16 protein-coding genes and 2 pseudogenes are annotated in these 23566 nt (G+C 60.5%); 6 read left to right on the top strand and 12 right to left on the bottom strand.

The window, feature by feature from the left end; all coding sequences use genetic code 11:
- Positions 1 to 384: 384 nt before the first annotated feature.
- From NKG95_RS21440 to NKG95_RS21395, 10 genes and pseudogenes are all read right to left on the bottom strand, one after another.
- A complete protein-coding gene (locus tag NKG95_RS21440; protein ID WP_353042407.1) occupies positions 385 to 834 on the bottom strand; it encodes a class I SAM-dependent methyltransferase in 450 nt (149 codons plus the stop codon).
- A 124-nt stretch (positions 835 to 958) separates the two neighbouring features.
- The gene (locus NKG95_RS21435) at positions 959 to 1789 is read right to left on the bottom strand and encodes a PA3715 family protein (protein ID WP_352549080.1); all 831 of its coding nucleotides are present in this window, start codon (positions 1787 to 1789) and stop codon (positions 959 to 961) included.
- 352 nt (positions 1790 to 2141) lie between these two features.
- The gene (locus tag NKG95_RS21430) at positions 2142 to 2642 is read right to left on the bottom strand and encodes a GYD domain-containing protein (RefSeq protein WP_353042405.1); all 501 of its coding nucleotides are present in this window, start codon (positions 2640 to 2642) and stop codon (positions 2142 to 2144) included.
- A 75-nt stretch (positions 2643 to 2717) separates the two neighbouring features.
- Positions 2718 to 5018 (bottom strand): mannose-1-phosphate guanylyltransferase/mannose-6-phosphate isomerase, encoded by a 2301-nt coding sequence (locus tag NKG95_RS21425; protein ID WP_353042403.1) that lies wholly within the window; start codon positions 5016 to 5018, stop codon positions 2718 to 2720.
- Between the two features lie 12 nt (positions 5019 to 5030).
- Positions 5031 to 6543, bottom strand: a pseudogene (locus NKG95_RS21420) (phosphomannomutase/phosphoglucomutase).
- A 483-nt stretch (positions 6544 to 7026) separates the two neighbouring features.
- Positions 7027 to 7938 carry a metallophosphoesterase gene (locus NKG95_RS21415; RefSeq protein WP_353042420.1) on the bottom strand — a complete coding sequence of 304 codons (912 nt, stop codon included), beginning with the start codon at positions 7936 to 7938 and terminating at the stop codon, positions 7027 to 7029.
- 488 nt (positions 7939 to 8426) lie between these two features.
- A pseudogene (locus NKG95_RS21410) lies at positions 8427 to 8574 on the bottom strand (IS481 family transposase); the annotation flags it as partial.
- Positions 8575 to 8841: 267 nt separating this feature from the next.
- Positions 8842 to 10398, bottom strand: a complete 1557-nt coding sequence (locus NKG95_RS21405; RefSeq protein WP_353042401.1) for a family 16 glycosylhydrolase — start codon at positions 10396 to 10398, stop codon at positions 8842 to 8844.
- A gap of 1096 nt (positions 10399 to 11494) precedes the next feature.
- Positions 11495 to 12616 carry a glycosyltransferase family 4 protein gene (locus tag NKG95_RS21400; protein WP_353042399.1) on the bottom strand — a complete coding sequence of 374 codons (1122 nt, stop codon included), beginning with the start codon at positions 12614 to 12616 and terminating at the stop codon, positions 11495 to 11497.
- Between the two features lie 16 nt (positions 12617 to 12632).
- A complete protein-coding gene (locus NKG95_RS21395) occupies positions 12633 to 13622 on the bottom strand; it encodes a glycosyltransferase family 2 protein (protein WP_353042397.1) in 990 nt (329 codons plus the stop codon).
- 250 nt (positions 13623 to 13872) lie between these two features.
- Between NKG95_RS21395 and NKG95_RS21390 the strand changes: the two genes are divergently transcribed.
- Together NKG95_RS21390 and NKG95_RS21385 are read left to right on the top strand one after the other, a co-directional pair.
- A complete protein-coding gene (locus tag NKG95_RS21390) occupies positions 13873 to 14232 on the top strand; it encodes a hypothetical protein (RefSeq protein ID WP_353042425.1) in 360 nt (119 codons plus the stop codon).
- A gap of 110 nt (positions 14233 to 14342) precedes the next feature.
- The gene (locus NKG95_RS21385; RefSeq protein WP_353042395.1) at positions 14343 to 15629 is read left to right on the top strand and encodes a glycosyltransferase family 4 protein; all 1287 of its coding nucleotides are present in this window, start codon (positions 14343 to 14345) and stop codon (positions 15627 to 15629) included.
- 617 nt (positions 15630 to 16246) lie between these two features.
- On the opposite strand, the gene NKG95_RS21380 is transcribed toward NKG95_RS21385, so the two are convergent.
- Together NKG95_RS21380 and NKG95_RS21375 are read right to left on the bottom strand one after the other, a co-directional pair.
- Positions 16247 to 16384: a hypothetical protein gene (locus NKG95_RS21380; protein WP_353042393.1), complete on the bottom strand. Its 138-nt coding sequence runs from the start codon at positions 16382 to 16384 to the stop codon at positions 16247 to 16249.
- Positions 16381 to 17646 (bottom strand): glycoside hydrolase 5 family protein, encoded by a 1266-nt coding sequence (locus NKG95_RS21375; protein ID WP_353042391.1) that lies wholly within the window; start codon positions 17644 to 17646, stop codon positions 16381 to 16383. The genes NKG95_RS21380 and NKG95_RS21375 overlap by 4 nt, the downstream gene beginning before the upstream one ends.
- A 352-nt stretch (positions 17647 to 17998) precedes the next feature.
- Between NKG95_RS21375 and NKG95_RS21370 the strand changes: the two genes are divergently transcribed.
- The 4 genes from NKG95_RS21370 to NKG95_RS21355 all read left to right on the top strand — a co-directional run bounded on the left by NKG95_RS21370 (position 17999) and on the right by NKG95_RS21355 (position 23561).
- Positions 17999 to 19555, top strand: a complete 1557-nt coding sequence (locus NKG95_RS21370; protein WP_353042389.1) for a glucosamine inositolphosphorylceramide transferase family protein — start codon at positions 17999 to 18001, stop codon at positions 19553 to 19555.
- 740 nt (positions 19556 to 20295) lie between these two features.
- Positions 20296 to 21204 (top strand): glycosyltransferase family 2 protein, encoded by a 909-nt coding sequence (locus NKG95_RS21365; protein WP_353042387.1) that lies wholly within the window; start codon positions 20296 to 20298, stop codon positions 21202 to 21204.
- Between the two features lie 6 nt (positions 21205 to 21210).
- Positions 21211 to 21585 (top strand): glycosyltransferase, encoded by a 375-nt coding sequence (locus tag NKG95_RS21360; protein ID WP_353042385.1) that lies wholly within the window; start codon positions 21211 to 21213, stop codon positions 21583 to 21585.
- Positions 21582 to 23561: a putative glycosyltransferase family protein gene (locus tag NKG95_RS21355; RefSeq protein WP_353042383.1), complete on the top strand. Its 1980-nt coding sequence runs from the start codon at positions 21582 to 21584 to the stop codon at positions 23559 to 23561. Before NKG95_RS21360 ends, NKG95_RS21355 begins: the two co-directional genes overlap by 4 nt.
- The last annotated feature ends 5 nt before the right edge of the window (positions 23562 to 23566 follow it).

The following is a 23566-nucleotide window of genomic DNA, read 5'->3' as shown; positions in this document are numbered from 1 at the left end:
CGCACCTGGCTGAATTTCGATAGTGGCGGCGCGCTGACCGCAGGCGGGACGGCCAATGCTCTCGCCGTGGCGGCCAAATTCTTCTTTCGCCACTTATGCCAACGGGCGCATCCTGGCCGTCAAGGCACTAGCAGACAACACCGTAGCCGCAACCCTCAATGTCATCGGTATTGGCGCGAAGTCCATCCGCAAGATGCTTTCTGCCGGCGAATCAGCGCTCCCCGGGCCGAGCTGCAGGCAGGCAGCTGGTCTGCGCCCGCTGCTGGCACATGGATGTTGGTGGGCAGACTACCACAAGGAATGTGTCATCATGGCTGCGGATTTCCGAAGGCAGGTTTCTCAAGAACGAGCACATGACTACCAAGAGGGGATGTGTGAGTGCTCTTAACTTGGAATCCCTCGTCGGACAGCGTTTCGATGAACGCGGGCAACAACGTTTGAGGTGCGCCTCACAATATTGGAAAGCACCCTTCGCGCCTTGCCTGGGCCGATGTTGCGCTGCATGTGCTGATAGACGGCCAGCAGCACGACGATATCGTATTGCGGTAGAAGGATATTGCCAAGGCGCCGGCTGCCAAGATTCAGGCGATCGAACCGGGCATGCACCGGGGAGCCGCTCAATAACATTTTTGCAGTCTGGATGTGCGGCTTGGCAATGTCGATCCCGTGGATCGAGCTGGGTTTCAGCTTGGATATCTCATAGGCGACAACACCCATATTGCAGCCAACATCGAGAATGGATTTCCCGGCGTAGTCGACCTTTGCGGAGAATAGCCCGTCCAGTCTGTCGTCCCACGTTCCGGCAAAACCGCTTTTGAATCTTGACCACCACAAATCATCAGCTTCTTTGGGAAGAGCCCCCTTGAGCGCCTCCTACCACGAGAGAATTAATGGTCGATACCCATTCAACTGGAATTGATCACATTGACGAACCAAGGCAGGGACGTGTGCGGCCGCGTCACAACCCCATCACCCTGAGTGCCGCGGGAACCGAATAGCGGCTGCCGTCATAGCGCAGCCGGTAGGTCCGCTTCACAGGCTTGCCGGGATGGGACTGGCACTCGCCATCCTTGTCGGGGGAGGGATTGTCGGTGTCCGTCCGCTCGACCGCAATGATGTCATGATAGCCGTGATGGCTCGCCGGGCTCATCGCCAGGCTGACCTGGCTGGAATGAAACGATCCGGCGCAACTGGCATCGCCTTCGCCGCCATGGCCGGTCACCACGAGGCCGTCGAGCACCAAGCGCAGCGCATCGCTGGCGACGGCATAGAGCCGCAGGTCGGTTTCAGTGAAGGGAGTAGCCTGCGAATGGTTTGCCATTTCGATGCGCAGGCCGAAGGCGGTGACCTCAGGGGCCAGTGCATAGCGGCCGGTGTCGAATTCCACCTTACGGATCGCGATGGCATCATCGGTCATCAGTCCAGGCTGGAGCAGGCGCTGGCGCACCCGCAGGCTCTTTCTATCGACGACCAGTAGCTCGATGTCGCCGACATGCAGGTGGTCGCTGTTAGCGCTGTCGATCAGCGGTACCGCGACCAAAAGCAGGTCGTCATGAGCCGGCCAGATCTTGCAGGCCAGGCCGAATGGCGCATCGCTCTCCGGGAGCGTTGAGGCGATGCTCGTATGGGGTACAAGCGTGAACGAGGCGCCGTCGGCGCTCTTTCGGGCCTTGGGATAGGCCTGCTGCACCAGGGCGGCGGCATCGCCGCAATCGCCGGCCGCTGCCCGGGCGGACGACAGGCTGGCGAGGGCGGCGCCGAGAAACAGGACAGGCAACACTATTCGCATGGAGTTCTCGCGTCGCAGGGCCGGGTTCGGTCAGGACCCTTCTACGCGAGATTGGTGGCGGCGCACAGGGTGTAGGGAAGTGACGGCTAGCTCCACCCGCTGCGTCAGGACCATAGGTATCCTGGAAAGTCGTAAAGTCTGAGCTCGCTTAGGAACGGTGATCATGAGAACGCCGCCCGAGCCGCCAATTTTTGCCAATGCTGTTCGAGCTACCTGAAACAGATACTGACAATGTGATCTCGGTTGCCTTGTCGCGCTCCGATTAGATAAAGAAGCGCCTGGACAAGAAACCTCTACAAAACCGGACCTCGCCGATCCGTCGGGCGCACCTTCTAGGGTGTACATTCCAAAATTAACTCGGCATGACCTCCGATTCTGACCCCCTGAGCCGGGCGCGTTCGCTGTCGGCGCGGTATCGAAGCAGAACCAATGCGGCGCCTGCTTCGGCTTTCCGAGACCCCGCCTTGTCTTTCCTTGAGACTTGGCAGCACGGCGCGTTCAATCGGAACCCTGCTGCCTTCAATGTACAGCCAGTCCCATCAGCCGGCGAGCTTGTAAACGCCGGCAGCCTTTTGGCAGCTGCGAGCACCGCCTTCATGTCGAGTTCTTCGAGGACAACGAGGTCGTTTACCCAGCCGCTTGCCCGCACCGCCAGTGCTAGCTCCATCCCATCGGCCTGGTCCGGAACCTCAGCATTGACGACAATATCATACGCGCCGCGAGTAAACATCATACCGGACACCTTGCCACCAACGCTTTCCAAAATCGCCTTGATTGCAGCTTCTCGGTCTGAGCCTTGTATCAATCCCTTATAGGCATGGGGCGGATAGTTTCCCAGGATTGTCACTTTCATGGGGTATTCCTCCCTATCTTGTACTAGTTTCGTTATTGATCGTTTGACCAACACGGAGCTACGCGGACAGTTGGGTCAGCCGTAACCCTGCATCGCAACGCTCTTGCTCGTATCCAAAGCTGGCAGCGGGAAAGGTTCGACCTGCCCTCCGGTCTTGTCCAAATACTGCATCAAGGCCGTCACGAGGTGGTAGAAAATGCTCGCGGGGACCTCCGTTGCCAGTGACCTTCCGCGCTCGTCAATCCTGTCGATCCACAACCCAAGCGGTGCGGGATCGATATGCCATTTGAAGAGGCGGGCGACACGAGCTTCGATCTCAGGTTTCAGATCAGGCCCGCCGATGCCGTCGAGGGCGACGGCCGCCTTGACGGCTTCGCATTGCGGCCAGCTGCGGGAGAGCCGGTCGAAGGGAATTCCCTGCCGCGACACGGCTGCATAAGCCAGGCCCGTGGCCCGGTTCAATCCGCTGGCGATCGCCGACGAGTAGAGCTTCCTGGCGTAGGCTGCCAAGTCTTTCTGCCCGCTTGCCTGCGCGAACTCGACGAGGAGCGAAGCCCATTCGAAATGGTGCCCTGGTTCGGTCCACTGTCCCTCGTCTCCCGGCAACGGTAACCAATCGACGTCGAAATGTTCCCCAAGCGTCCAGCTCTCCTGGTCGAAGAAATGGCACCGGAAGAGATCGACGACGCGTGCCGCCCGACGGAGATATGCACGCTCGCCGGTGACGCCATGCCAGGCAAGGAAGGATTCCAGCATGTGCATGTGCGGGTTCGAGAACCGCACCCCCTTCCAGCCGGGGGTCTCGAGGAAGCCGTTCAAGCTGACGTCCTCGAGATGGGTGTCGATGAAATGGAACGTCTCTTGTGCCAGCTGCATGGCATCCTGATGGCCGCATCGGTGAGCATGGGCAAGCGCCAGGAGCACGCAGGAATGGTCGTAGGCGTCCTCCGTCGGGTCAGCCACGCTGCCGTCGCAATTGAGGATGCGCACCCAGCCACCGCGATCGGTGCGGCCGTGTCTGGCGATGAACTCGATGCCGTGGTCGATGAGCTTGTCGGCCGGTCCAGCCCAGCCGCGTTCTTTGGCCACCGCGAAGGCGTAAATCTGGCGAGCCATCGTCCGCATGCGCTTGGGTTTGCCCAACGGCCTTGCATCGAAACCGAGCGCCTCGTGGAAGCCGCCATACGCATCGTCGACACCTGCAGTGGACCACAGCGGCAAGGTTTCGTTGAAGAGCCAGTGCTCGACCCGCTTGCGCCATGACCCGCTGATGATGACCCGGTCGTCCGACCCCGTGAACTTCGTTTCAAGGCGTCCGCTCTTCTCCAGTTGTTCGACGACTTTCTTCACGTTCTGGCTGTGGCTGACAGGAGCGACGAATACCGCGTCCGGTGTCGTCACCACCGCCACATGCTTCATTCCAATGACTGTCAGCAGTCTGCCGTGGCTTCTGAGATAGGAGTTGCCGCAATCCATGGCGACAACGTCGCCCATTACGACATTGCCGTCGCAGTCCGTCGGGCTGGCTTCGAGAAGCGATTGCCACGATCCAAGGTCGTTCCAGCGGAAAGAAGCCGTAACCATCGCAATACCGCGTGCATGCTCCATGACTGCGTAGTCGATCGACGTCGACGGGACAGCCGAATAGAAGCTCTGGGGCAGGTAGATGCCCAAGACGTCGGTCCGTGCAGCCTTATAGGCCCGTTCCGCGGTGTCCCAGATGTCCGGCCGGAACTCGAGAAATGCCTTCCGCATCGTGTCGGCACGAAACAGGAAGATGCCGGCGTTCCAGTAGAATCTTCCCGAAGCCACATATTTGCGGGCCGTCTCGGCATTGGGCTTTTCGACAAAGTGCAAAACGGCGGCCACTCCGTCACCAGTTGCCCCAACCTCGATGTAACCGTAGCCGGTTTCGGGATGCGTCGGCTTGATGCCGAATACGACAATGCTGCCTGAATCGGCGGCAGGCATGCCCGCCTCGACGGTTTCCCAGAATTGCGTTTCGGTGGATATCTGATGGTCGGAAGGGACCACGAGCACAAGCGCCTCGCCGCCATATTTGGAGATCGTGTGCAAGGTGGCTATGGCCACCGCAGCGGCGGTATTGCGGCCGACGGGTTCGAAAATCGGGCTGCCGCCGTTCAGGCCGAGCGGACCGATGTCCGAGATAACGCGGTCGGCATGCCGTTCGGAGGCTACCACATAGATCGGCGTCTCGCCGTCCGACCGCGCCTTGAGGCGTCGGACAGTCTTCGCAAGCATGGAGCCGTCGCCCGAAAGGTCGTGGAATTGCTTGGGATTGTCTTCGCGCGAGAGCGGCCACAGCCGTGACCCGACGCCGCCGCTCATGACAAAACTTACGATCCGCTCCGGCATGGGCCAGTCCTCTCAAAATGTCTGGTTGTAGGCTCCGACCTCTGGATTGCGACGCAGCACGTCATCGACAGCCTCGAACATCTCGCGACGTCGTTCCGGCGAGACAGGGCTTTCCACGACGAGAACAATTTCCGCCTTGTTCGACGAGGCCCTGACACGTGCCGGCTTGGGCAACGACACGCACCCCATTCACGGTAATGAGATTGGCCGGCGGCTGGCCAGCGAACTCGATCCCGTCCGCTTTCATTTTGGTGAATTCCCCGACAACTTTCGCGACCACGTCGTATTTCACCTCGTCGGCGCAGTGTGGCGACATGGTCGGCGTGCCGAACGTCAGCGGCAGATCGCGGTAGAGGTCTGCCATGCTGGACTGCGGGCTGCGATCCAGCATCTGGCAGATGGCGATGGCCGTGACCAGGCCATCGTCATAGCCGCGGCCGATCGGAGGATTGAAGAAGAAGTGGCCCGATTTCTCAAAACCGGCGACGGCGCCGAGTTCGGCGACGCGCCGTTTGATATAGGAATGACCGGTTTTCCAATAGTCGGTGACCGCGCCATTTTCCCGCAACACCTTGTCAGTCATGAACAATCCGGTCGACTTGACATCGACGACGAAAGTCGAGCCGGGATAGAGGTGTGAGATGTCGCGCGCGAGCATGACCCCGACCTTGTCGGCGAAGATCTCGTTGCCTTCATTGTCGACCACGCCGCAGCGGTCGCCGTCGCCGTCGAAGCCGAGCCCGACATCGGCGCCGGTTTCCAGCACCTTGTCGCGAATGGCGTGCAGCATCTTCATGTCTTCGGGGTTGGGATTGTAATTCGGAAACGTATGATCGAGCGCGACGTCGAGCGGGATCACCTCGCAGCCGATCCTTTCCAGTGCCTCGGGAGCGAAAGCCCCGGCGGTGCCGTTGCCGCAGGCGGCCACCACCTTGAGCTTCCTCGAGATACGCTTTCCCGCTGTCAGATCGTCGAGGTAGGTTTTGCGGAAATCCGCAACGAAGTCATAGGAGCCGCCACCGACAAGGTCGAAATCGCCTGACAGCACGATCGCCTTCAGCGCGCTCATCTCCTCCGGACCAAAGGTCAGCGGGCGCGCCGCGCCCATCTTGACGCCGGTCCAGCCATTCTCGTTGTGCGAGGCGGTGACCATGGCGACGGACGGCGTGTCGAGCGCGAATTGGGCGAAATAGGCCATCGGCGACAAGGCCAGCCCGACATCCTTGACCCGCGCGCCGGCGGCCATCAGCCCGGAAACCAGCGCCAGCTTGATGGCAAGCGAATAGGAGCGGAAATCGTGACCGGTGACGATATCAGGTCCCGCACCCAGGCGCCGGATCAGCGTGCCGAGCCCCATGCCGAGCGCCTGGACGCCGATCAGATTGAGTTCCGGCGGCTCGTTCGAGCCGGGATGGCCGAACCACCAGCGTGCATCATATTCGCGAAATCCGGACGGCTTGATCAACGCCGAGGTTTCGAATTCGAATGTGTTTGGTCTGGCTTGGCCGACTATGTTCAGGGTCACGGTTTCTGCTCCGCAATTGCGGGCAACAATCCTAGCACGCTGCCGGGCGCAGGCCCCTTCGGGAATGGGGGTTAGCCCCAACGCCCTGGTTCGCCCCCCTCATTCAATAGGAGCATGCCTGCCGATGGCCGAAAGGATCTCTCGCCCAAGCGTCGGGTTTTGTATTCTGGAGGTGCTTCCTGCTCAGGCGCTGACGACAAGGGTGGGCTGCCAGATGCCGCTGACCGCATTCAAGCATTCAAGTTCCCGTTCCGCGAGAATGTCGACGAAAGGCGTTTCGGACGCCTGGCTCGCCTTCTCAATGGCATTCAAGTGGAAATCGACAGGGTTTAGCGGAACTCCGTCTGTCCGGAGAAAGGATGATGGACTGCGCCGCGTTCTCTTTGGAGCGATGGAAACTGCGAGTACCTCGCGAAGGTCGATAATCTCACGCGGAACTCGGCGTTCAACTGCGGACGGCAGGTCTCGCTGGAATAGCAGATGTCATTCGTCGACAGGACGAGAGCTCATTTTCGGGCCGATATCGACGACCATGATCTCCGGCGACACGCCGAAGCGCACCGGCAGCCACGATACGCCCAAACCCCCGGATACGATCATGTGCCGCCCACCTTCGACGATATGCCCGTAGGCGAAGCGCTGTCCGTAGGCTGAATTGATGATGGGGGGGCCGATGAATGGCAAGCGCACTTGCCCACCATGTGTATGGCCGCATAATGTCAGGCTGACACGGTCAGGAACAGTAGTGAAAATGTCCGGTTCATGCGCAAGGAGCAAAATCGGATTGCCGTCGTCGGGTATTGCGGCCATTGTTCCAGGCAGATCGTCGACCCCCTTGTACACGCCGCGAGAAAACTGCATGGCCCACTGGTCGCCAAGACCCGCGAGCCAGAACGCTGAGCCATCCGGCTGCCGGATAAGCGTGGCGGTGTTCTCGAGGACCGGAATTCCATTGTCGACGAGGGCTGCGCGGACGCTGTCGACACCGTGCCACCAGTCGTGGTTGCCGAGAATGGCGTGGCAGCCAAGTGGCGCGGTAAGTTTCGAAAGTGAATTGCCCCAAACAGTGTCGGGCACCATCCCGGTGGCATAGCGCGGCCGCACGCCCATCACATAGTCGCCGAGGAGAAGGATGATGTCGGGCTGCAGGCTATTCGAAACACCGACGATCTCGTCGATCCTGGAAACCGACATCCAGGGCTCGCAGGCATGGATGTCAGCGATCACGACGATGCGCAGAGGCTTGGCAGCCGTCGGCCAGCGCGGCGGTAGGAGGTTGTAGCGAGTGACACGGAGTCGAAACCGAGGTTCAATCGCGACGGCATAACTCACCAGCCCGAATGCCGCGAGCGACATGGCGCCAAAGAGCTTCAGGAATGAGCGCCGCGACGTCAGCACTTGTATTTCCCAGCAGAACGAGGTCTGTTTTAGAGATCGCCACGAATTCAGCTGCGGCAGCCTGAACCACATCAACCGCGTGAGAGGCCTCGCGGGGTCAATAGTTTCCCAAATCGGCGTCAGCTGCAAGCATTGGTCTTCATTGCGCAGGGGAGGGAGCTCGGGCTAGGACCCGTCAACTGCTCCGATTTGCCACTGATCTCGGGCGGATGGTGTAGTTCCATTCCGGATGAATGCGTCGCCTTAGATGGCGAGCGCCTCCATCTCGGCATCGCTCACTTGATACCTTTCGTCGGTCGCGGCATCGATCGCGCTCCCAGCTTCAGGCCCGTGACTGCGATCAGCTCGACCACGCCTATGCGGTCGACAAGGGGCCGTCCACGCCAGGTTTGCGTGATGTGGCAGACCAGGGTTGTTCGATGTTGCTCCACATGTGCTCCGCCGATAGGATCCAATGTGGAGCGCGAGGCCTGTCTCGCGAGCCCCTTGAACTGCTCCACCCAACGCGCCACGATCTTGGCCGACACACCATAGGCCGCGCCGCAAGGGCTTGGGAGAGACGTCCCTCGATGACCGAAAGACCAGTTCCTCTCGCCGCCACGGCGTCAGACAGGTATTCTTGTGGATGTTCATTCGGACCCTCCGGTGAGTGCTGAAGGTTGGTAACTCCAGTCTCCTCCGTTCGGTCCGAATGGACAGCCTACAGAAAGCTCACAACTAGTGCCTGTTCCATGCCGGTGGCATCGGGATGGAACTCCATCTCTTTTGTTTGAGCATGATCTTCTCCGAAAACCGGCTCCCGTTTTTCGCTCGGGATCATGGCTTCGAGGTGCTGTTTATCCAGTCATTGTTTGGTCCCGGCAGCCCCTCTCGGGATTGTTATTCCCCCGCGTAGGTCCTTCAGGTCACATAGAATGAGGCTGCGGTGAGCGAGAGATGTGGGGAAAGGGTGGCGAACTGTATTTGAGATGCGCCGCCGGCCCCGTCGCTGTCGAAAGAGAGCGCCCCGGTTGCACTGTCGTAGATGATATGATCGGAACTGTCATGCGCGGCTGTACCAGCATAGAAAGCTTTGAATGGAAGCCCTCCCGCCTGAAGCCCGGCAAAAACGGTATCGCTGAGATGGAACGTGTCCTGGGAGCGCTGGAAGTCGGTGATCTTATCGACATTGCCGGCTCCAAGAGCAGTATTGAACGAGAAGGCATCGTGGCCTCCGTAACCGGTCAAGACGTCGGCGCCGAGCCCGCCGTTGATGACATTGTTGCCGGCATTGCCCTGGATGGTCTGGGCGAACTCGTTACCGGTGAGGCTGATCGCCTTCGTGCCGGACGGGTTGTTGGTGGCGAGATGCTCGATCTCCGAGCCGGCCGAAAGCGCATAGCTCACCGAAGCGAGCACACTGTCGTTGCCGCCGCCCACCGCTTCAACCACCTTCTCGCTGGCATTATCGACATAGTAGGTGTCGTTGCCGCCATAGCCGATCATCGTGTGGCCGCTGGTTCCGTGGAATACATCGGGGCCGCTGGTGCCGTACAAGGTGCCATCGCTGGTGTCGCCGGAAGGAGGGACAGTCCCGGTCCCGGACCCAGTCTCGGTCCCGATCGAGCCAGTGGTTGGGGGAGTGACGTTCGCACCAGTGACGGTGTCGCCGCTGCCTGCCTGCTGATAGAGCTGAACCCCATCGACCTGCATCTGCATCGACGACGGGGTCGAGCTATCGAGAGCCGTGTGCCATCCGGCCGCGTTGGAATTCGCGACCCCGTTGTTCATGATCAGTTCCATCGGTTCATTCGGGATCGGCGCCTGCGCGCTGGTCACTTGCGCCATCTGTTTCCCGTCGAGATACCAGGTGATCGATTGACCGGGATCCCAGTTGATGCCGTATGTGTGAAAGCCGGCCGTGAGATCGATGCCGGTGTCGACGACGCCGCCGAACGTCCCTGACGGCGTGTGAAGGTGATAGGAGAACGCCTGGTTTGCCGGCCCCGAACCGGTGAATCCACCCTCCTGCATATCGATCTCAAAATTATCGCCGCTGCCGCCTGCGCCATTGCCGGGCAGCAGCCAAAGGGCTGGCCATGCGCCATCGCCGCTCGGCGCCTTCATGCTGATCTGAAGGTAGCCGCCATTGAATTCGAAGTTGCCATAGCTGCTGACCACACCGGACGCCATCGGGTATGTCTGTGCCGTCCCCTGATTTATGCCACTGACGGTCTGTTTGTCCGCCGTGAGATTCAACAGCCCGTTGGTCACGGACACCTGGCTCGGCATATCGTAGTCGGCATTATACGCCCCGCCCGGCCCGCTTCCTCCTGATCCATTGTCGTTCCACGGCCAGCCGTTGGCGGCATTGCTCGTGATGTAGGTATTCCAGTCGCTGTCGAGCGCCGTACCGGAGAAGTTTTCCTCGAAAACGAGGTCGCTAGAGGCAAAGCCTGCGGGTGCGGAAAGAGCCATTCAGTGATCCTTTTTGGCGTTGAAAACAGGGAATTCCACTGCCGCGCATCGCCAGGCGCGCGACATATCGCATACTCGCAGTTGGGCACCGCGAACGGATTTCAAAGTAGCGGAGATTTGGAAGTCCTCGCCCAGACATTATTGTCGAGCGAGCTTAACGGTGACCGCGCCATCGAAGGTGAGTTTTGTCCACGGGAATGCCCATCAGGGCCCTCCCTTGAAACGGTGTCGCAGCTGACGCCACAAGGTGTTCAACGGTTCGAGCCGCAGCCGCATTGAAGCCGAGCCCAGCTGTTCCGGCGGACGCGCCGCCAAGCATTCCGTTTAGTAAAAGCAACGGTAGATCCTTAGTTCATTGCGTTTTTTTTGTTGTCATTCCACCCGCGCCCTAAGTAAAACGCAGGCATTTCCGCTTCCCGGCTTATCCGCACACCGTCTTGTACCTACGTGAATGGATTATTCGTGGACGATGTACGCAAGCCAGGAGACCTTACTGCCATTTGCGGCGAGAATGAGGCTAGGCGAAAACTTATCAACACTCTCATATAGTGTGAAAACTTATCAACACTCTCATATAGTGCGTCGGACAACCACTCCGAAACAGCCCTCCGGACTCCTACGAAAACGGTGTCCGTCGACTAAAATGTTGCGCGGTTTGGGGGCCCGTGGTTCGAGCGGGTCGTTCGCGTATGAGGTCGTCGAGAAGGCGGCCGGGATGTCTTCCGATGCTGCGTAGCGGACGAGCTGTCGAGCCTATGGCTGGAGCTGCCGGCCCGGATGGTCGACCGTGCCGTTTGCGCGGCCGATTCGCTTGGCCGAGGTCCGCCGTTGCGGCGTTGATTATGCTCCAGTCTCGACACGTGTTGCTGAGCGACGTCGCCGGCGGCACGGCGGCGATGGCCGCGTCATTTTAATCATCGAAGGTGGAAGGCTGGCACCGTTATCGAGCGTAGCCCTACAGCACCGGACAGGCCGTTCAATCGCAACGCCAACGTGCCTGCATCGGGATCATATTTTTCAAGATCTGAACAGCGCCAAGACGTGCAACCGCGCGCTTAGCCGTCGCCACGACTTCCAATACCGAGTAGCCACCGCATCACCAATTCACGTTGGTCACACCGCCTTGGCGTGCTTCCAAGATATCGAGATACAACGTCTGGATCCTGTCGGCACAATCGTCCCAAGTCGGTAGAGTCACTTCACGGGGGATAGCGGGATGATCCAGTTGATCGGCTATTGCAGCGGCAAGTTCTCTGTCGGTGCACTCAAGCGCGATCATGCGGCCGTTTCCGGCCTTCGCAACCTCCGCGAGACCTGAGGTGGCGGCGACAAGCAGTGACCGCCCGAGGGCCAACGCCTCGAGCGCCGCCAGAGGATGCGTTTCGTATTGGCTCATCAAAACAACAATGGCTGCGCGTGCAATCGCGTGGGCCATGGCCTTGCGATCAGCGGGAGGAATGGCTCGAATCTCGACACGGTCGGCGACACCCAGTCTCTCGGATACATCTCGCAACTTGCTTTCATATGGGCCAGAACCCAGAATCAGCACTCGAGCGTGCGGCCGCACCGAGAGGAGAGCAGGGAGAGCGCCGATAACTCGATGGTGGCCCTTGTATTTCTCAAGCCGACCTATCGAGACGACAAGATCGTGGTCCGTTTCAACGGGGTTGGCCTCAGGGCCTTCTGGAAAGTCCGAACCGTTCGGTATGACCGCGAAAGCCTCCGGGCCCAAACCGAAAGCCCGCCCATAGAGCTCGACCTCAAATTTTGCGAGGGCCACCAGTCGCCCGGCTCTCCTAACGAGCGGACGTAACGCACGCCACTGGAAGGATCGCACGCGATTTCGCAGGACCGAAGAGTGCCCCCCGCCGTGGAATGTGAGAACATAGGGTCGCCTGGATCTCAGAGCGCCGAGCATCGCAAGCGGGGCGACGCAGGTGTGATAACTTTGGACATGGACAAGATCCCAACGTCCATCTCGGACGATGTGATATAGCTCCGGCGAGAAGAGCCAATCTTTGCTCTGCGGCCGAGCTGGAGTGCGCAAAACTTCGACGCCGCCGACGAATTCCCGTGCAGGATAGCGCTGCGAAACATCGGTCGTCACGACCGTGACGTTAGCGCCGTTCTTGACGAGACGTTTTGAAACCTCCTGCACATGGTTCTCAACCCCGCCTATGTCCGGATGAAACCGAGGCGTCGCCATCAAGACGCGCAAAGTAATTACCTCATGCCTATTGCCGCTCTACTGACGGTGGGGAGTATCGATTTGCGGAAGACGACAGCGCCCCCGTAAGCGCGCCTAAGGAGAAGCCAGCAAACGCGCAACTGATGCCCGAAATGATAGCTCCAACTCTCGCCAAGCCGTCGAAGTGACCTCGGAAAAACGCTTCGTGACAGCCGGCCATCACGCTCTCGGAGAGGACGCGACGAAGATATCGGTGTTCAAGCGCAAGTACGGGGGACTGACGAAAATATCTAGCCAGTTCAGCCTTCCCGAACCCTTCATGATAGCAGCGTGACGCGAAATAGCTAAAGCGAGCTCTGCCTGCATGGACTTTGTGAAGGACCTTGGCGTCTGGGTTGTACACAATCGCCTTGCTCGGCCAAGCCTGGCCTATGCGGATGCACAACTCGGTATCCTCCGGGCGCGACCGCGCGCCAACCTTTCCAAAATACGGTCGAAAGCCACCGACGCCGTCAAAAACAGATCGCAAGACAGACATATTGACTGTCCAAAGATTGCGGACGGCTTCCATCCGAACTGGCCCCCCTTTGTAGGACGCGCCAACGACCCAGTTGAACTCCTCGGGGAACCATCTCGGCCGTCCGTCAAGCCAGAGGGGAGCGGTGCGGCCGCCGACGGCGCAGACGCATTCGTCGGCGTACCCATCGCTCAGCCGTAGGAGCCAGTCGGGATCTGCGACGGCGTCATCGTCAAGGAAAGCAAGGATGACGCCGGTTGAAGCGGCGACTCCGCTGTTTCTCGCGCCGGGAGCGCCTCGTGCGAATTTATTGGGAATGCCGATTACATCGTTTATCTCAGTTGTGATGCGCCTTAAGAGAGAAGGATTGTGGTCGACAGCAATGATAATCTCCTTCGCCGGAAGGCTCTGTTTCTTCACCGACGCCACGGCGTCGACAAGATCGGACCACCGCTTCTCTGTAAAGGTGGCTATCACTACGCTGACGGGTTTGACTGAGCACATTGACGGCGCGGCCATCACGAGAAAGCCACTGAGTGAGATGGGTCTGATTGCGCAGGAGAAGACGAGAATGTCATTAGCGGGGACGCCTATGGTTGCCGTTCGAAGGCCCAAATCAACTCACGCGAAAGGTTCTCAATTACGAGACAGATTGTCTATTTCTCTTAAGAGGGACCGACATTAGCCAAATGGAGTAATTCGTCCGATGTTGTTGTAAATTCTGCTGAACGATGGGAGACTCTGATCGGGCTTCGAGGGATGCTGGAAAATGGACACGGCGGCGTTTGCGAAGTGGCTTGCCGGGATCAGGCTTTTGGACAGGCAACGCGGCCAGGCGTTGCGGGACTCGGCGTTGCGGGAGTTGGCGTTGGCCGAAGCGAATGATCCGATCGACTCTTCGGCTGATCCAGACCATGCCGCCGTGCCAGCTGGCAAGGCCGCAGTCGCGCCCCCGCTCTACGGCCATCTCAAGGAGTGGATGCGGCGCTTCCACGGCGTCGCCACCAAGAACCTCCCAAGCTACCTGAGTTCGCGCCGAACCATCGAAGCCCTCTCAATCGCGTCGATCCCGGACGCCTGGATCATGGCCGCCGCTGACCTGGGTCCATATCGACAACAATCGCTGTAAGAGCGAATTCGTAATGCGTATCGGTGGTCCACCACGCATAGTTCGCACAAGCCAACAATATAGCAGGATGAAAATGCAGCGGGCAGCGGTGCCTCGACAGGATGACCACGATGCGAATTCTTATGCTCGCGCAGTTCTATCCGCCCGTAATAGGTGGAGAAGAGCGGCACGTACGGAACTTGAGCATCGCCCTCGCCAGACGAGGGCACAGCGTAACGGTAGCGACGACGTGGCAGTGCGGCCTTGAGGAGGGCGATATCGACGACGGCGTCTGCATACGCCGCTTACGCGGAAGCATGCAGCGTGTCGGACTTTTATTTAGCGATGCGAGCCGACGGTACGCACCGCCGTTCCCAGATCCTGAACTGATGTACGGTATCCGTGAACTCGTTCTGGAGCAGAGTCCAGACATCGTACATGCCCATAACTGGCTTCTTCATTCCTATTTGCCTCTCAAGCGCGAAAGTGGACCTGGGCTCGTGGTAACGCTGCACGACCTGAGCCTTGTGTGCGTGCAGAAGAACGCGATGCGCCAAGGCGCGCCGTGCGAGGGCCCTGCGCCCGGAAAGTGTTTGCGCTGCGCCAGTCGCTTTTACGGGCCGGTTAAGGGTGGAGCTACGCTCCTTGGCAACTACCTATTCGGGGCCCTAGAGAGGCGTGTTGTCGACAAGTTCTTGGCGGTCAGCGAAGCCATAGCGATTGGGAACAGCCTTTCGGAGGCGGGGCTGCCATTCGAAGTTGTGCCGAATTTCGTTCCTGACGATTTCGGATTAGCGCGTCCGTGCGACGATCCACGGCTTTCTCAGCTCCCGGGCGATGGATACCTCTTGTTCGTGGGCGATTTACGTCGGTTTAAAGGCGTACATGTGCTCCTCGAAGCTTACGCGATGCTCGATAATGCCCCGCCGTTGGTCCTCATCGGACGTCGGTGCCCCGATACTCCGCGAGAGCTGCCGCCAAACGTAATTCTCTTTGAAAGCTGGCCTCATGACGCCGTCATGCAGGCATGGCGCAATTCTCTCTTCGGGCTTGCCCCTTCAATCCTTCCAGATGCCTGTGCCTCAGTTGTGCTTGAGGCGATGGTGGTCGGAAAGCCCATGATCGCTACGAAGGTTGGAGGAATGCCGGAACTCATCGATGATGAAGTGACGGGACTCCTAGTGCCGCCGGGCGACGCAGCAGCGCTGGCCAAGGCGATCGGCCACTTGATTGGCAACCCAGAGCTGCGCAGGCGAATGTCGGCCGCCGCTCACAAGAAAGTGCAATCTTTTAAGGCCAGCACGGTCGTACCCCGCATCGAGCAGATCTATTCGGACATCGTGGGGCATCGAACCCCCCAGCCTCATGCGGAGCTGGATCGCGGACATGACCGGTTTCGTGAAAATCGATTAATCTAGCCATCTCGAAACTTCGGGGCGAGCCAACTCTCGCCCATCGAACACCGATTTTGATGTCCCGGAACTCGATTTCCTGGGAGCCTGCGCCCTGGTGGTGTTGAAGCCGGACATGAGGTCGGTGCCGGTGTTGGCGACGCCGCCAAAATTGTCGTTCACGTTCGACGAGCCCGACGTGAATCCATCCTCTTGCATGTCGATTTCGTAATATCCCCGCTGTTGCCGGCGCCATCTCCGGGCAGCAGCCACAGCGCCGGCGAGTCTCCATTGGCGCGGCCTGGAGAGAGCCGCCATCAAACTCGAACTTGCCGTAGCTGGAGACGGCGATTGGAAACGTTTGGAAGCGCCTTGGTTCTTGGTTCATGCCGTTGACGCTCTGTTGAACCGCCTTAAGGTTCAGGCGTCCGTTCACAGAGATCTGGCTGGGCATGAAATACGGGCGTCGCACGCCCCCGTTGCCGCTCCCTCGCTGAGCCATTGCTGTTCCGTGGCGATCCTCCGGCTGCGTTGCTATTGACGTAGCGATTCCAGCTGTTGTCCAGGCTTGTGCCGGAGAAGTTGTCGTTGAATACCAAGTCGTCGAGCTGAAACCAGCGGGCGCAGAACGATTTCCGCAGGTCTTAGTTGTTGTCTACGACCACGATGATTTCGCGCGGCGCGCGCGTTTGGGTGTGGTCGGACCCCACCGCACGCTTCAGCTTCAACTCGTCCCAGCGATCGAATGTGTAGGCGCAGATGACAACCGACGCATCGATCATGGCTGCTGGTTACCTTCGCGGGTCTGTTGGATCGCCTGGATGGCTTTTGAGGTCGAGCTGGTTTGGCGGGTCTGCGCGGTCGTGGCGGCTTTGAGGATGTTCCAAATCGCGCTTCCGTCGTTGCGGATATCGAACTGGTCGTGTTCATCGACGGGATAGCGTCCGCTGTCCTGCCGTGAGGCCAACTGCCACACGATCCAGCCAGCGCACTTGGGATCGCGGGTAAGCGTATCGAGCCATGTAGCGTAAGCATCGGCGGAGTCCCGATTGGAGCGGGCATAACCGAATTCCTCCAGAAGGACCGGCTTATTGGCGCGGGCCGCCAATTGGCAGAACTCGGTGATCAGGTCGTTAAATTCCTGGACCGTGAGGTTGTAGTAGAGCGGGTAGCCGTGCCAGGTCCCGAAATCGAGAGTCGGGATCGTCAAATCGGATAGCTTCACGAGAATGTTGGCATTCCCTGAGCTGACAAGGTGATTGGAATCGAGGGACTTCACGTAGGCCGACATTTCGGCAGTCCAGGCCAACCGCAAGGCCTCAGGGCGCGCATTGCCTTCGTTCATCAGCTCCCAGGCCATGATGGTCGGGTCGTCCCGGTAGGCAAGCCCGGTGAGCAGGTTGACGCGCTGCACGACGTGGCGGACCCAGGTCCTGTAGTCCCGCTTCGTGCGCGGGTCATCGAAGAAGAACGTGGATTCGTCCCGGCTCCCATACCAAGCCCGCATCTGTTGGGCGCCCCCCGTGTAGGCCCAGAAATCCAGGAAGGCGATGATGAGCCTGAGGCGTCGCTTGCCGGCTTCGGCGATGAGGAAATCAATCTTCTGCATGCCGTTCGCGCCGTCATTGATCGCCATCCTGTTCTCACGAGGGTCCCAGGAGAGCAGGTACATTCCTTTGACAGCGAGATCGCTGGCATCGGCCTCAAGCCGCCAGTTCCAGATCGTAGCAGTGCTTCCGTCGAGCGACCCGATCACTGGCTGGAGGAAGATGCGAACCACATTGGCCCCCATGGCCACCACGTCATCGAGAACGCGGATGACCTCGTCCTGTGACCCGTAGGTCAGATAGTGGTTGTTCACGCCGGTCACGAAGAACGGCCTGCTGTCGACGGCAAACCCCGTGCCGGAGGTCTTGATGAAGGACGTTGCCGACAAGCTGTCCGCGGCGCTCACGGCTGCCGGAACAGATAGCAATGCGAACACAAACACGCGCAGCCCGGCATTGCGCAGCTCATTTTTCACTCGTTGCCAGTCGACAATCATCCGGGCATGTGGCTCTCGCCGGACGCCGAGTGCAACAGTCCCGAAGGATTACCTCCTCTGACCTCGCACGGCCCGTCGTCGTTAGGGCATAGTGGTGCCTAGCCAATTCCGGTCGCTCGAGTGTGGACCCTTGCTGTCAGACATCGCTCCCAACCAAGAGTTCGGCTCGTCGTATTGGCGAGTCCCCGCGGTGGTAATAGGTGGGAAGTATTCTCACGCTGTGGCACCCGCTATCGCTTTCTATCTGCCTCCCTGGCTCGCGGGCCCGCGGCGGAGTCTTGGTAAGGCGGATCGCCTGAGGCGGTTCCGCTGTGAGCCGGCGTCCTCTTGAAATCCCGCGGTCAGAACAACAATGCGCATTTGCCTCAATCTCGATCCGTCGCGGCTACTGCGGTGGCATCTCTGGCTGGCAATAGCGCTTGCTGAGGTGCCCGGCAACGAGGTCTCCTGCGCTTTCGCGGGCGCTCGTCGCCCGCTGCCGTTGATCTGCCATCTGCTGCTCGAACTCGAACGACTGGTCTATGGCTTTCGCGGGAACGGCGCCACCGACCACGTCGAGGCGGCGCTGCGGTCCCTGCCGCCGCCTCCGTCCGACCAAGTGGACGTGGTGATCGATCTGAGCGGAGAAGAGACACTCCCGGCGGGGCGGCGCGTGCTGACCCCGCTCTTCAACGGCGTACCCGGCGAGATTGGCGTCATGGCGGCCGTGGCGAACGACCAGGACTTTCTCGTCGACCTGTATGACACGGCGCGCCCGTTGCGGCCGTGGATGGCCCGTCCGGCCAGTGTAGACCGTGTAGTGTTTGCAGCGAGTCTCGACAGCGTTCTCTCCTGCGCTGTGCAGCTGATCCTCAAAGCGTTGCGCGAAGAAACCGGTTCAGCTGCGTCCGGTGTCCCCCGTCCACGGACGGCCGTGCCTTCGCTTGGTGCACTTTCGGCCCTTGCAAGGGCGACCGGCACAGTGACATCGAAGGCAATCAGGTGTTTGGACATCCTGGCGAGAGGCGGCAGGATGTGGGGGATTGGCTGGCGCTTCGACGAATCGGCGAGTCTGCTCGACAAGGGCGCCGCAGCCTTCTGGGTGTTCACCGGAAATACGGACAGCTACCTTGCCGACCCGTTCCCGTTCCGGCACCAGGGGCAGGATTTCATCTTTGTCGAACAGTACCTGTACTCGAAGAAACGGGGGTGCATTGCAGTCGTGACAGCGAACCGGAACGGGACCGCCGGCGCACCCCAGATCGTCCTGGAGGAACCGCATCACCTCTCGTACCCGTTCGTATTCGAGCAGGATGGGCAGATCTGGATGATCCCCGAATCCGGGGCGGCCAAGAATATCAGCCTCTACAGGGCCGTGGAATTCCCTTACCGGTGGACGCGGGAGGCCTGCCTCATCGAGGGGATCGAGGGCTACGATACCACGCCGCTCTGCCATGAGGGCGGCTTCTGGTTTTTCGTCAGCCCAAGGCTGTGGAGGTCCACGTCTTGGGATGTCCTCAGTCTGTTCCGTGCCGAGAGCCTGACCGGGTCTTGGACGCCCCATGCCGCAAACCCCGTCCTGCTCGATGCCACGCTCAGCCGCCCCGCAGGCGCCGTCATACGACACGGCGGGCGCACGTTGCGCCCGGTCCAAGACTGCACGCGCGGCTATGGCCGCGCGGTGACATTCTGCCGGATCGATGCGCTCGGCGAGTCAGAGTTTGCCCAGACCCCGGTCGGTCGCATTCGGTCCGGAGCGTTCGAGTGTCACACCTACAACCGCCGGTTTGGCCTGGAGGTGATCGACCTGTTCGGTCACGTCCGGGGTTTGCGACAGGTCACGACCTCCTATGGGCTGCTTGCTCCCGACGCGCCGGTCTTAGGGCCGCACGGGCGGTCCCTCTCCTGGCCGATCCCTCGTCCGAGTTAGCTACCCGTGGCCAGTTGGTCGAGCCCGCGGCCGCCTGGGAAGGGCCATGCGTTTTCGACTCTTCTCGCGTGCACAATAGGTGGTGGCTCGGGAAACACGGCCGAATTAAGAAGCGAGCCCACCTGCAGAGCCCCACTTCGCAGCTTCTGGCCAGTGACAATTTCGGCGTTGCGGGCGAGGTTCATCGCGCCGGCGACGTTCGCTGCATTCTGCATCGCTCGCTTGGTAGAGACTGTCGCTCGAGATCCGGCCGCGGGTCGATGATTGTCATCGCTGGCGTTACAGGCATAGCGATGTTGTCGGCTCCAGAGGTCGGACCTACGGGTTTGGCAGCGCTGCCAACGTAGCTGTTGAAGGTGATCGGTGCCGCTGCCGTACCATCTGCGCTGGTGGTTTGGGCCGGAACTACCCTGAAGGGATAACCACAAAGAGCTAATCACCTATTGCGCTTTCTAACCATCTATTGTGCTTTCCATTGCAGAGCCTCATTAGTAATCTTCGCATTGCTCAGACGAAGAGAGGACGAATCTTTTTACATCGCTCAATCTTATTTCATCTCATCTTAGTTTAATCATGTCGGGGAGTCCGCATATGCTTAGCATGAGCACATCCGTGGATGTGGCTGCCATTGAAGCTGGCACCTACGGCTTGTCGCTGGCGGCGCATTTGCGTACGCGCCGTGTGGAGCACCGGATTTTGGATTTCATCGGTCCCTCCGCCGCGAACGGCTTCGGTCCCCTGTGCCGGTTCCGGTCCGGGACCCGTCCTCTCGCCCGAAACTTGTCGGCAGTCCTGGCTCGCTTCCAACCCTCGCCGCAGGTCCGACGGCTCGACCGCACGGTGCTGCCATGAATGCCCCTGTCTCCAGCATCCTCGCCGACGGCGCTGCCGTGTCTGCGCCTGACCCAATCAGCATCGCGCTGCGGCGGTCGCTGACTCTGCCGCGAGTCAGCTTTATCGTCCCCACGCTCAACGAAGCCGAAAACCTCCCTTGGCTTCTGCCGCGCATCCCCAGCTGGGCGCACGAGATCATCATCGTGGATGGTCGTTCGACCGACGACACGGTCGCGGTCGCGCGCCGCCTGCGTGAGGACGTGAAGGTTGTTATGGAGCCCCGGCGGGGCAAGGGCGCCGCATTGCAAGCGGGTTTCCGGGCCGCCACAGGCGACATCATCGTCATGCTGGACGCCGACGGCTCCATGGTCCCGGAGGAGGCGATCGTTTTTGTCAGTGCGCTAATGGCCGGTGCGGATCTCGTCAAGGGTTCACGCTTCCTCCAGGGTGCCGGCACCAACGACATGTCGCCGTTCCGAATGCTCGGCAACTGGGGGCTGACCCTGATGGTGCGGCTGCTCTATGGCGGTTTGTTCTCCGATCTATGCTACGGATATATAGCCTTCTGGACCAAACATGTCGCCACGCTGAACTGTGACTGCGATGGGTTCGAGATCGAGACCCTCATCAACGTGCGGGCTTTGAAGAACCACCTTATCATCGTCGAGGTGGCGAGTTTCGAGGCTTCGCGCATCAGCGGTGTGAGCCATTTGCGCGCCATCCCGGACGGCTGGCGCGTTCTCAAGACCATCCTGCGCGAGAGGCTGCACGAACAGCACAGGCGAAATGCGAAAGCCTATGATGCCGGTGGATAAGCCCGAATGCGAATCCTGATGGTTGCCGCTCGCTGCGCGCTATTCGTGCTGCTCAGCGAATACGAAGCCCACCCGGTCGCCGTGATGGAAGCCCTGTCGCTGCGCCGTCCGGTCCTCGTCAGCGACACGTCCGGTCTGCGAGAGCTGGCCGCCAATGGCCTGTGCCGGGCGATTCCGTGCAACGCCGGTCCGGGAGAGCTGGCCGCCGCCACGGCCGAGGAACTGGAGGCCCATCGGGAGGTCCCGGATTTGGCGCTGCCCGACTGGGATGCCTGCGCGCGAGCGCTAAGCGACGTTTATTGTGATGTCCTGAGCAGCCGACCCACGGTCCGCTTGCTCCCCGCCGGCGTGATGGCGTGGCCTCCTGCGACGGGGGCATGAGGCTGATGATGCCGGCTCATTTCACCGCACGAACCAGGATCAACCCGCTCCAGGCCGGAATACGATTCGTCTCGGCCGTTATCGGTCCCGACCTTCACGGCGGCAGCGCCGATGCCCCGCCGCAACGGGCCAACTCTAGATGGATCGCGGTTCTATGCCTGACGATCGCCGCGGCTCTCCTCCTGGTCGTGGCCGGGCACGCGGCCGGGCGCCGGGGCTATGACCTGGCGCCGCTGTTCTTCTGGTGCGGTGTCGTCCTCCTGGTCGTCCCGACCAGCCTTCGCATCGCCTGGCCAACAACAGCCCGGGGTGAGCGACTGTTCCTCCTGTTCCTGCTCGCCGAGGCCCTGTTCTACTGCAAGGTGGTCTATTCGCCGACGAGCTTCATCGCTCACGACGAGTTCTTGCACTGGATCGCAGCCGACGATCTCATCACGGCCCGCCGGCTATTTCTGTCCAGCCCGCTTTTCCCGATCGGGCCAACGTATCCCGCCCTGGAAATCCTGACGACGGCGATCGTCAATCTGACGGGATTGCCATTGTTTGTGGCGGGGACTCTATTGTTGGCCGTCCTCAGGGGCACGTTCATCGGTGCCCTGTTTCTGTTCTTCGAAAGCATCACCGGATCGCCGCGCATCTCGGCCATCGCCTGTCTGGCCTATATGGGCTCCTCAACCTTCTTCCTGTTCGATTCGATGTTCTCCTACGAGAGCCTCGGCATCGTGCTGTGCGTGCTCACCTTCGCCGTCGAAGCAGCCTCCAAGGATCTCGTCGGGCGACCGAGACTGAAGGCGCTCGGGCTGATTGCCTTGCTGTTGGCGAGCCTCGCGGTCACGCACCACCTCTCGGCCGCTTTCACCGCCACCTACTTCGGAGCGCTGGCGGCCCTCGAGGCTTTGCGCCGGCAGGGCCCCTTGCGGATTGGGGCCAGGACCGCCGCGGGCTTCACCGCGCTCCTAGCTATAGCCCTGCCGCTCCTTTGGATGCAGGCCCGTGGCAACCCCCTCACAAATTATCTCGGCCCGGTGGTCGAAACCGGCTTCAACACATTGCTCGGAAAGATCCTGGGCGCGCCCACTCCACGGTCGGAGCACCTCGGAGCGCCGACCCAGCCCCTAGGCATGCGGCTGACCACCTTGTTCGCGATCCTGCTGTTGGCACTCGGCCTGGCGACGGGCTTCTTTCGGTCGCTGTCCATGGCAGCGCCGAGTGATGCGCGGGCTGGTTGGCGTTCGATCCACGACATTTTCAAACGCCGCTGGCGCGATAGCCGCCTCGTGCTCCTCACCTTGTTGGCCTTCGGGTTTCCGGTCTCGGTGGCCTTCCGGCTGACCATCGCTGGGTGGGAAATCGGCAACCGCATGGGAACGTTCGTGTTCATCGCCGTCGGGCTGGTCGTCGCGGTGAGCGTCGTCCACTTCTGGGAGGGTCGCACGCCACGCGGGTGGCGCCGCGCCGCACCGGCCGTTGCGCTGGCGGTCATCGTCCTAGGCGGCGTCACGAGCGCTACGCTCGAACCGTTGCGTGGACGCTACAGGGTGGCGGCCGACCAGCAATCGATCGAATCCATGGGGATCGAAACCGCACTCTGGACCAAGGAATGGCTCAAGGCCGGCAATCGCTTCACCGCCGACCGCATCAATCGCCTGCTGCTCGCCGGCTACGGGCGGCAGGATGCCAGGGTCAACATCGTCGAAGGCGTCGATGCCGCGCGCATTTTCGAGGGCAAGGAACTGGGGCCCGACGACCTTTACGCCCTGGCGAGGAGCGATATTGATTTCCTGCTGGTGGATCTGCGCCTGACCACAGCGCCCCCGGTACTCGGCTTCTACTTCGAGCCGTGGCAAGCGCAGCTGGGAGCGCCGCTCTCGGGTGCAGCACTGCTCAAGTTCAATGACATCAAAGGCGTCACCCGCATCTACGACAACGGCTGGATCGTCATCTACGACGTGAGGGGATTACATGGCAATTCCTAGCAACC

Source organism: Mesorhizobium sp. M1423 (assembly GCF_040317575.1).
GTDB lineage: Bacteria > Pseudomonadota > Alphaproteobacteria > Rhizobiales > Rhizobiaceae > Mesorhizobium.
Note: the sequence above shows the minus strand (reverse complement) of the source record. Positions and strands in the feature narration are given on the sequence as shown.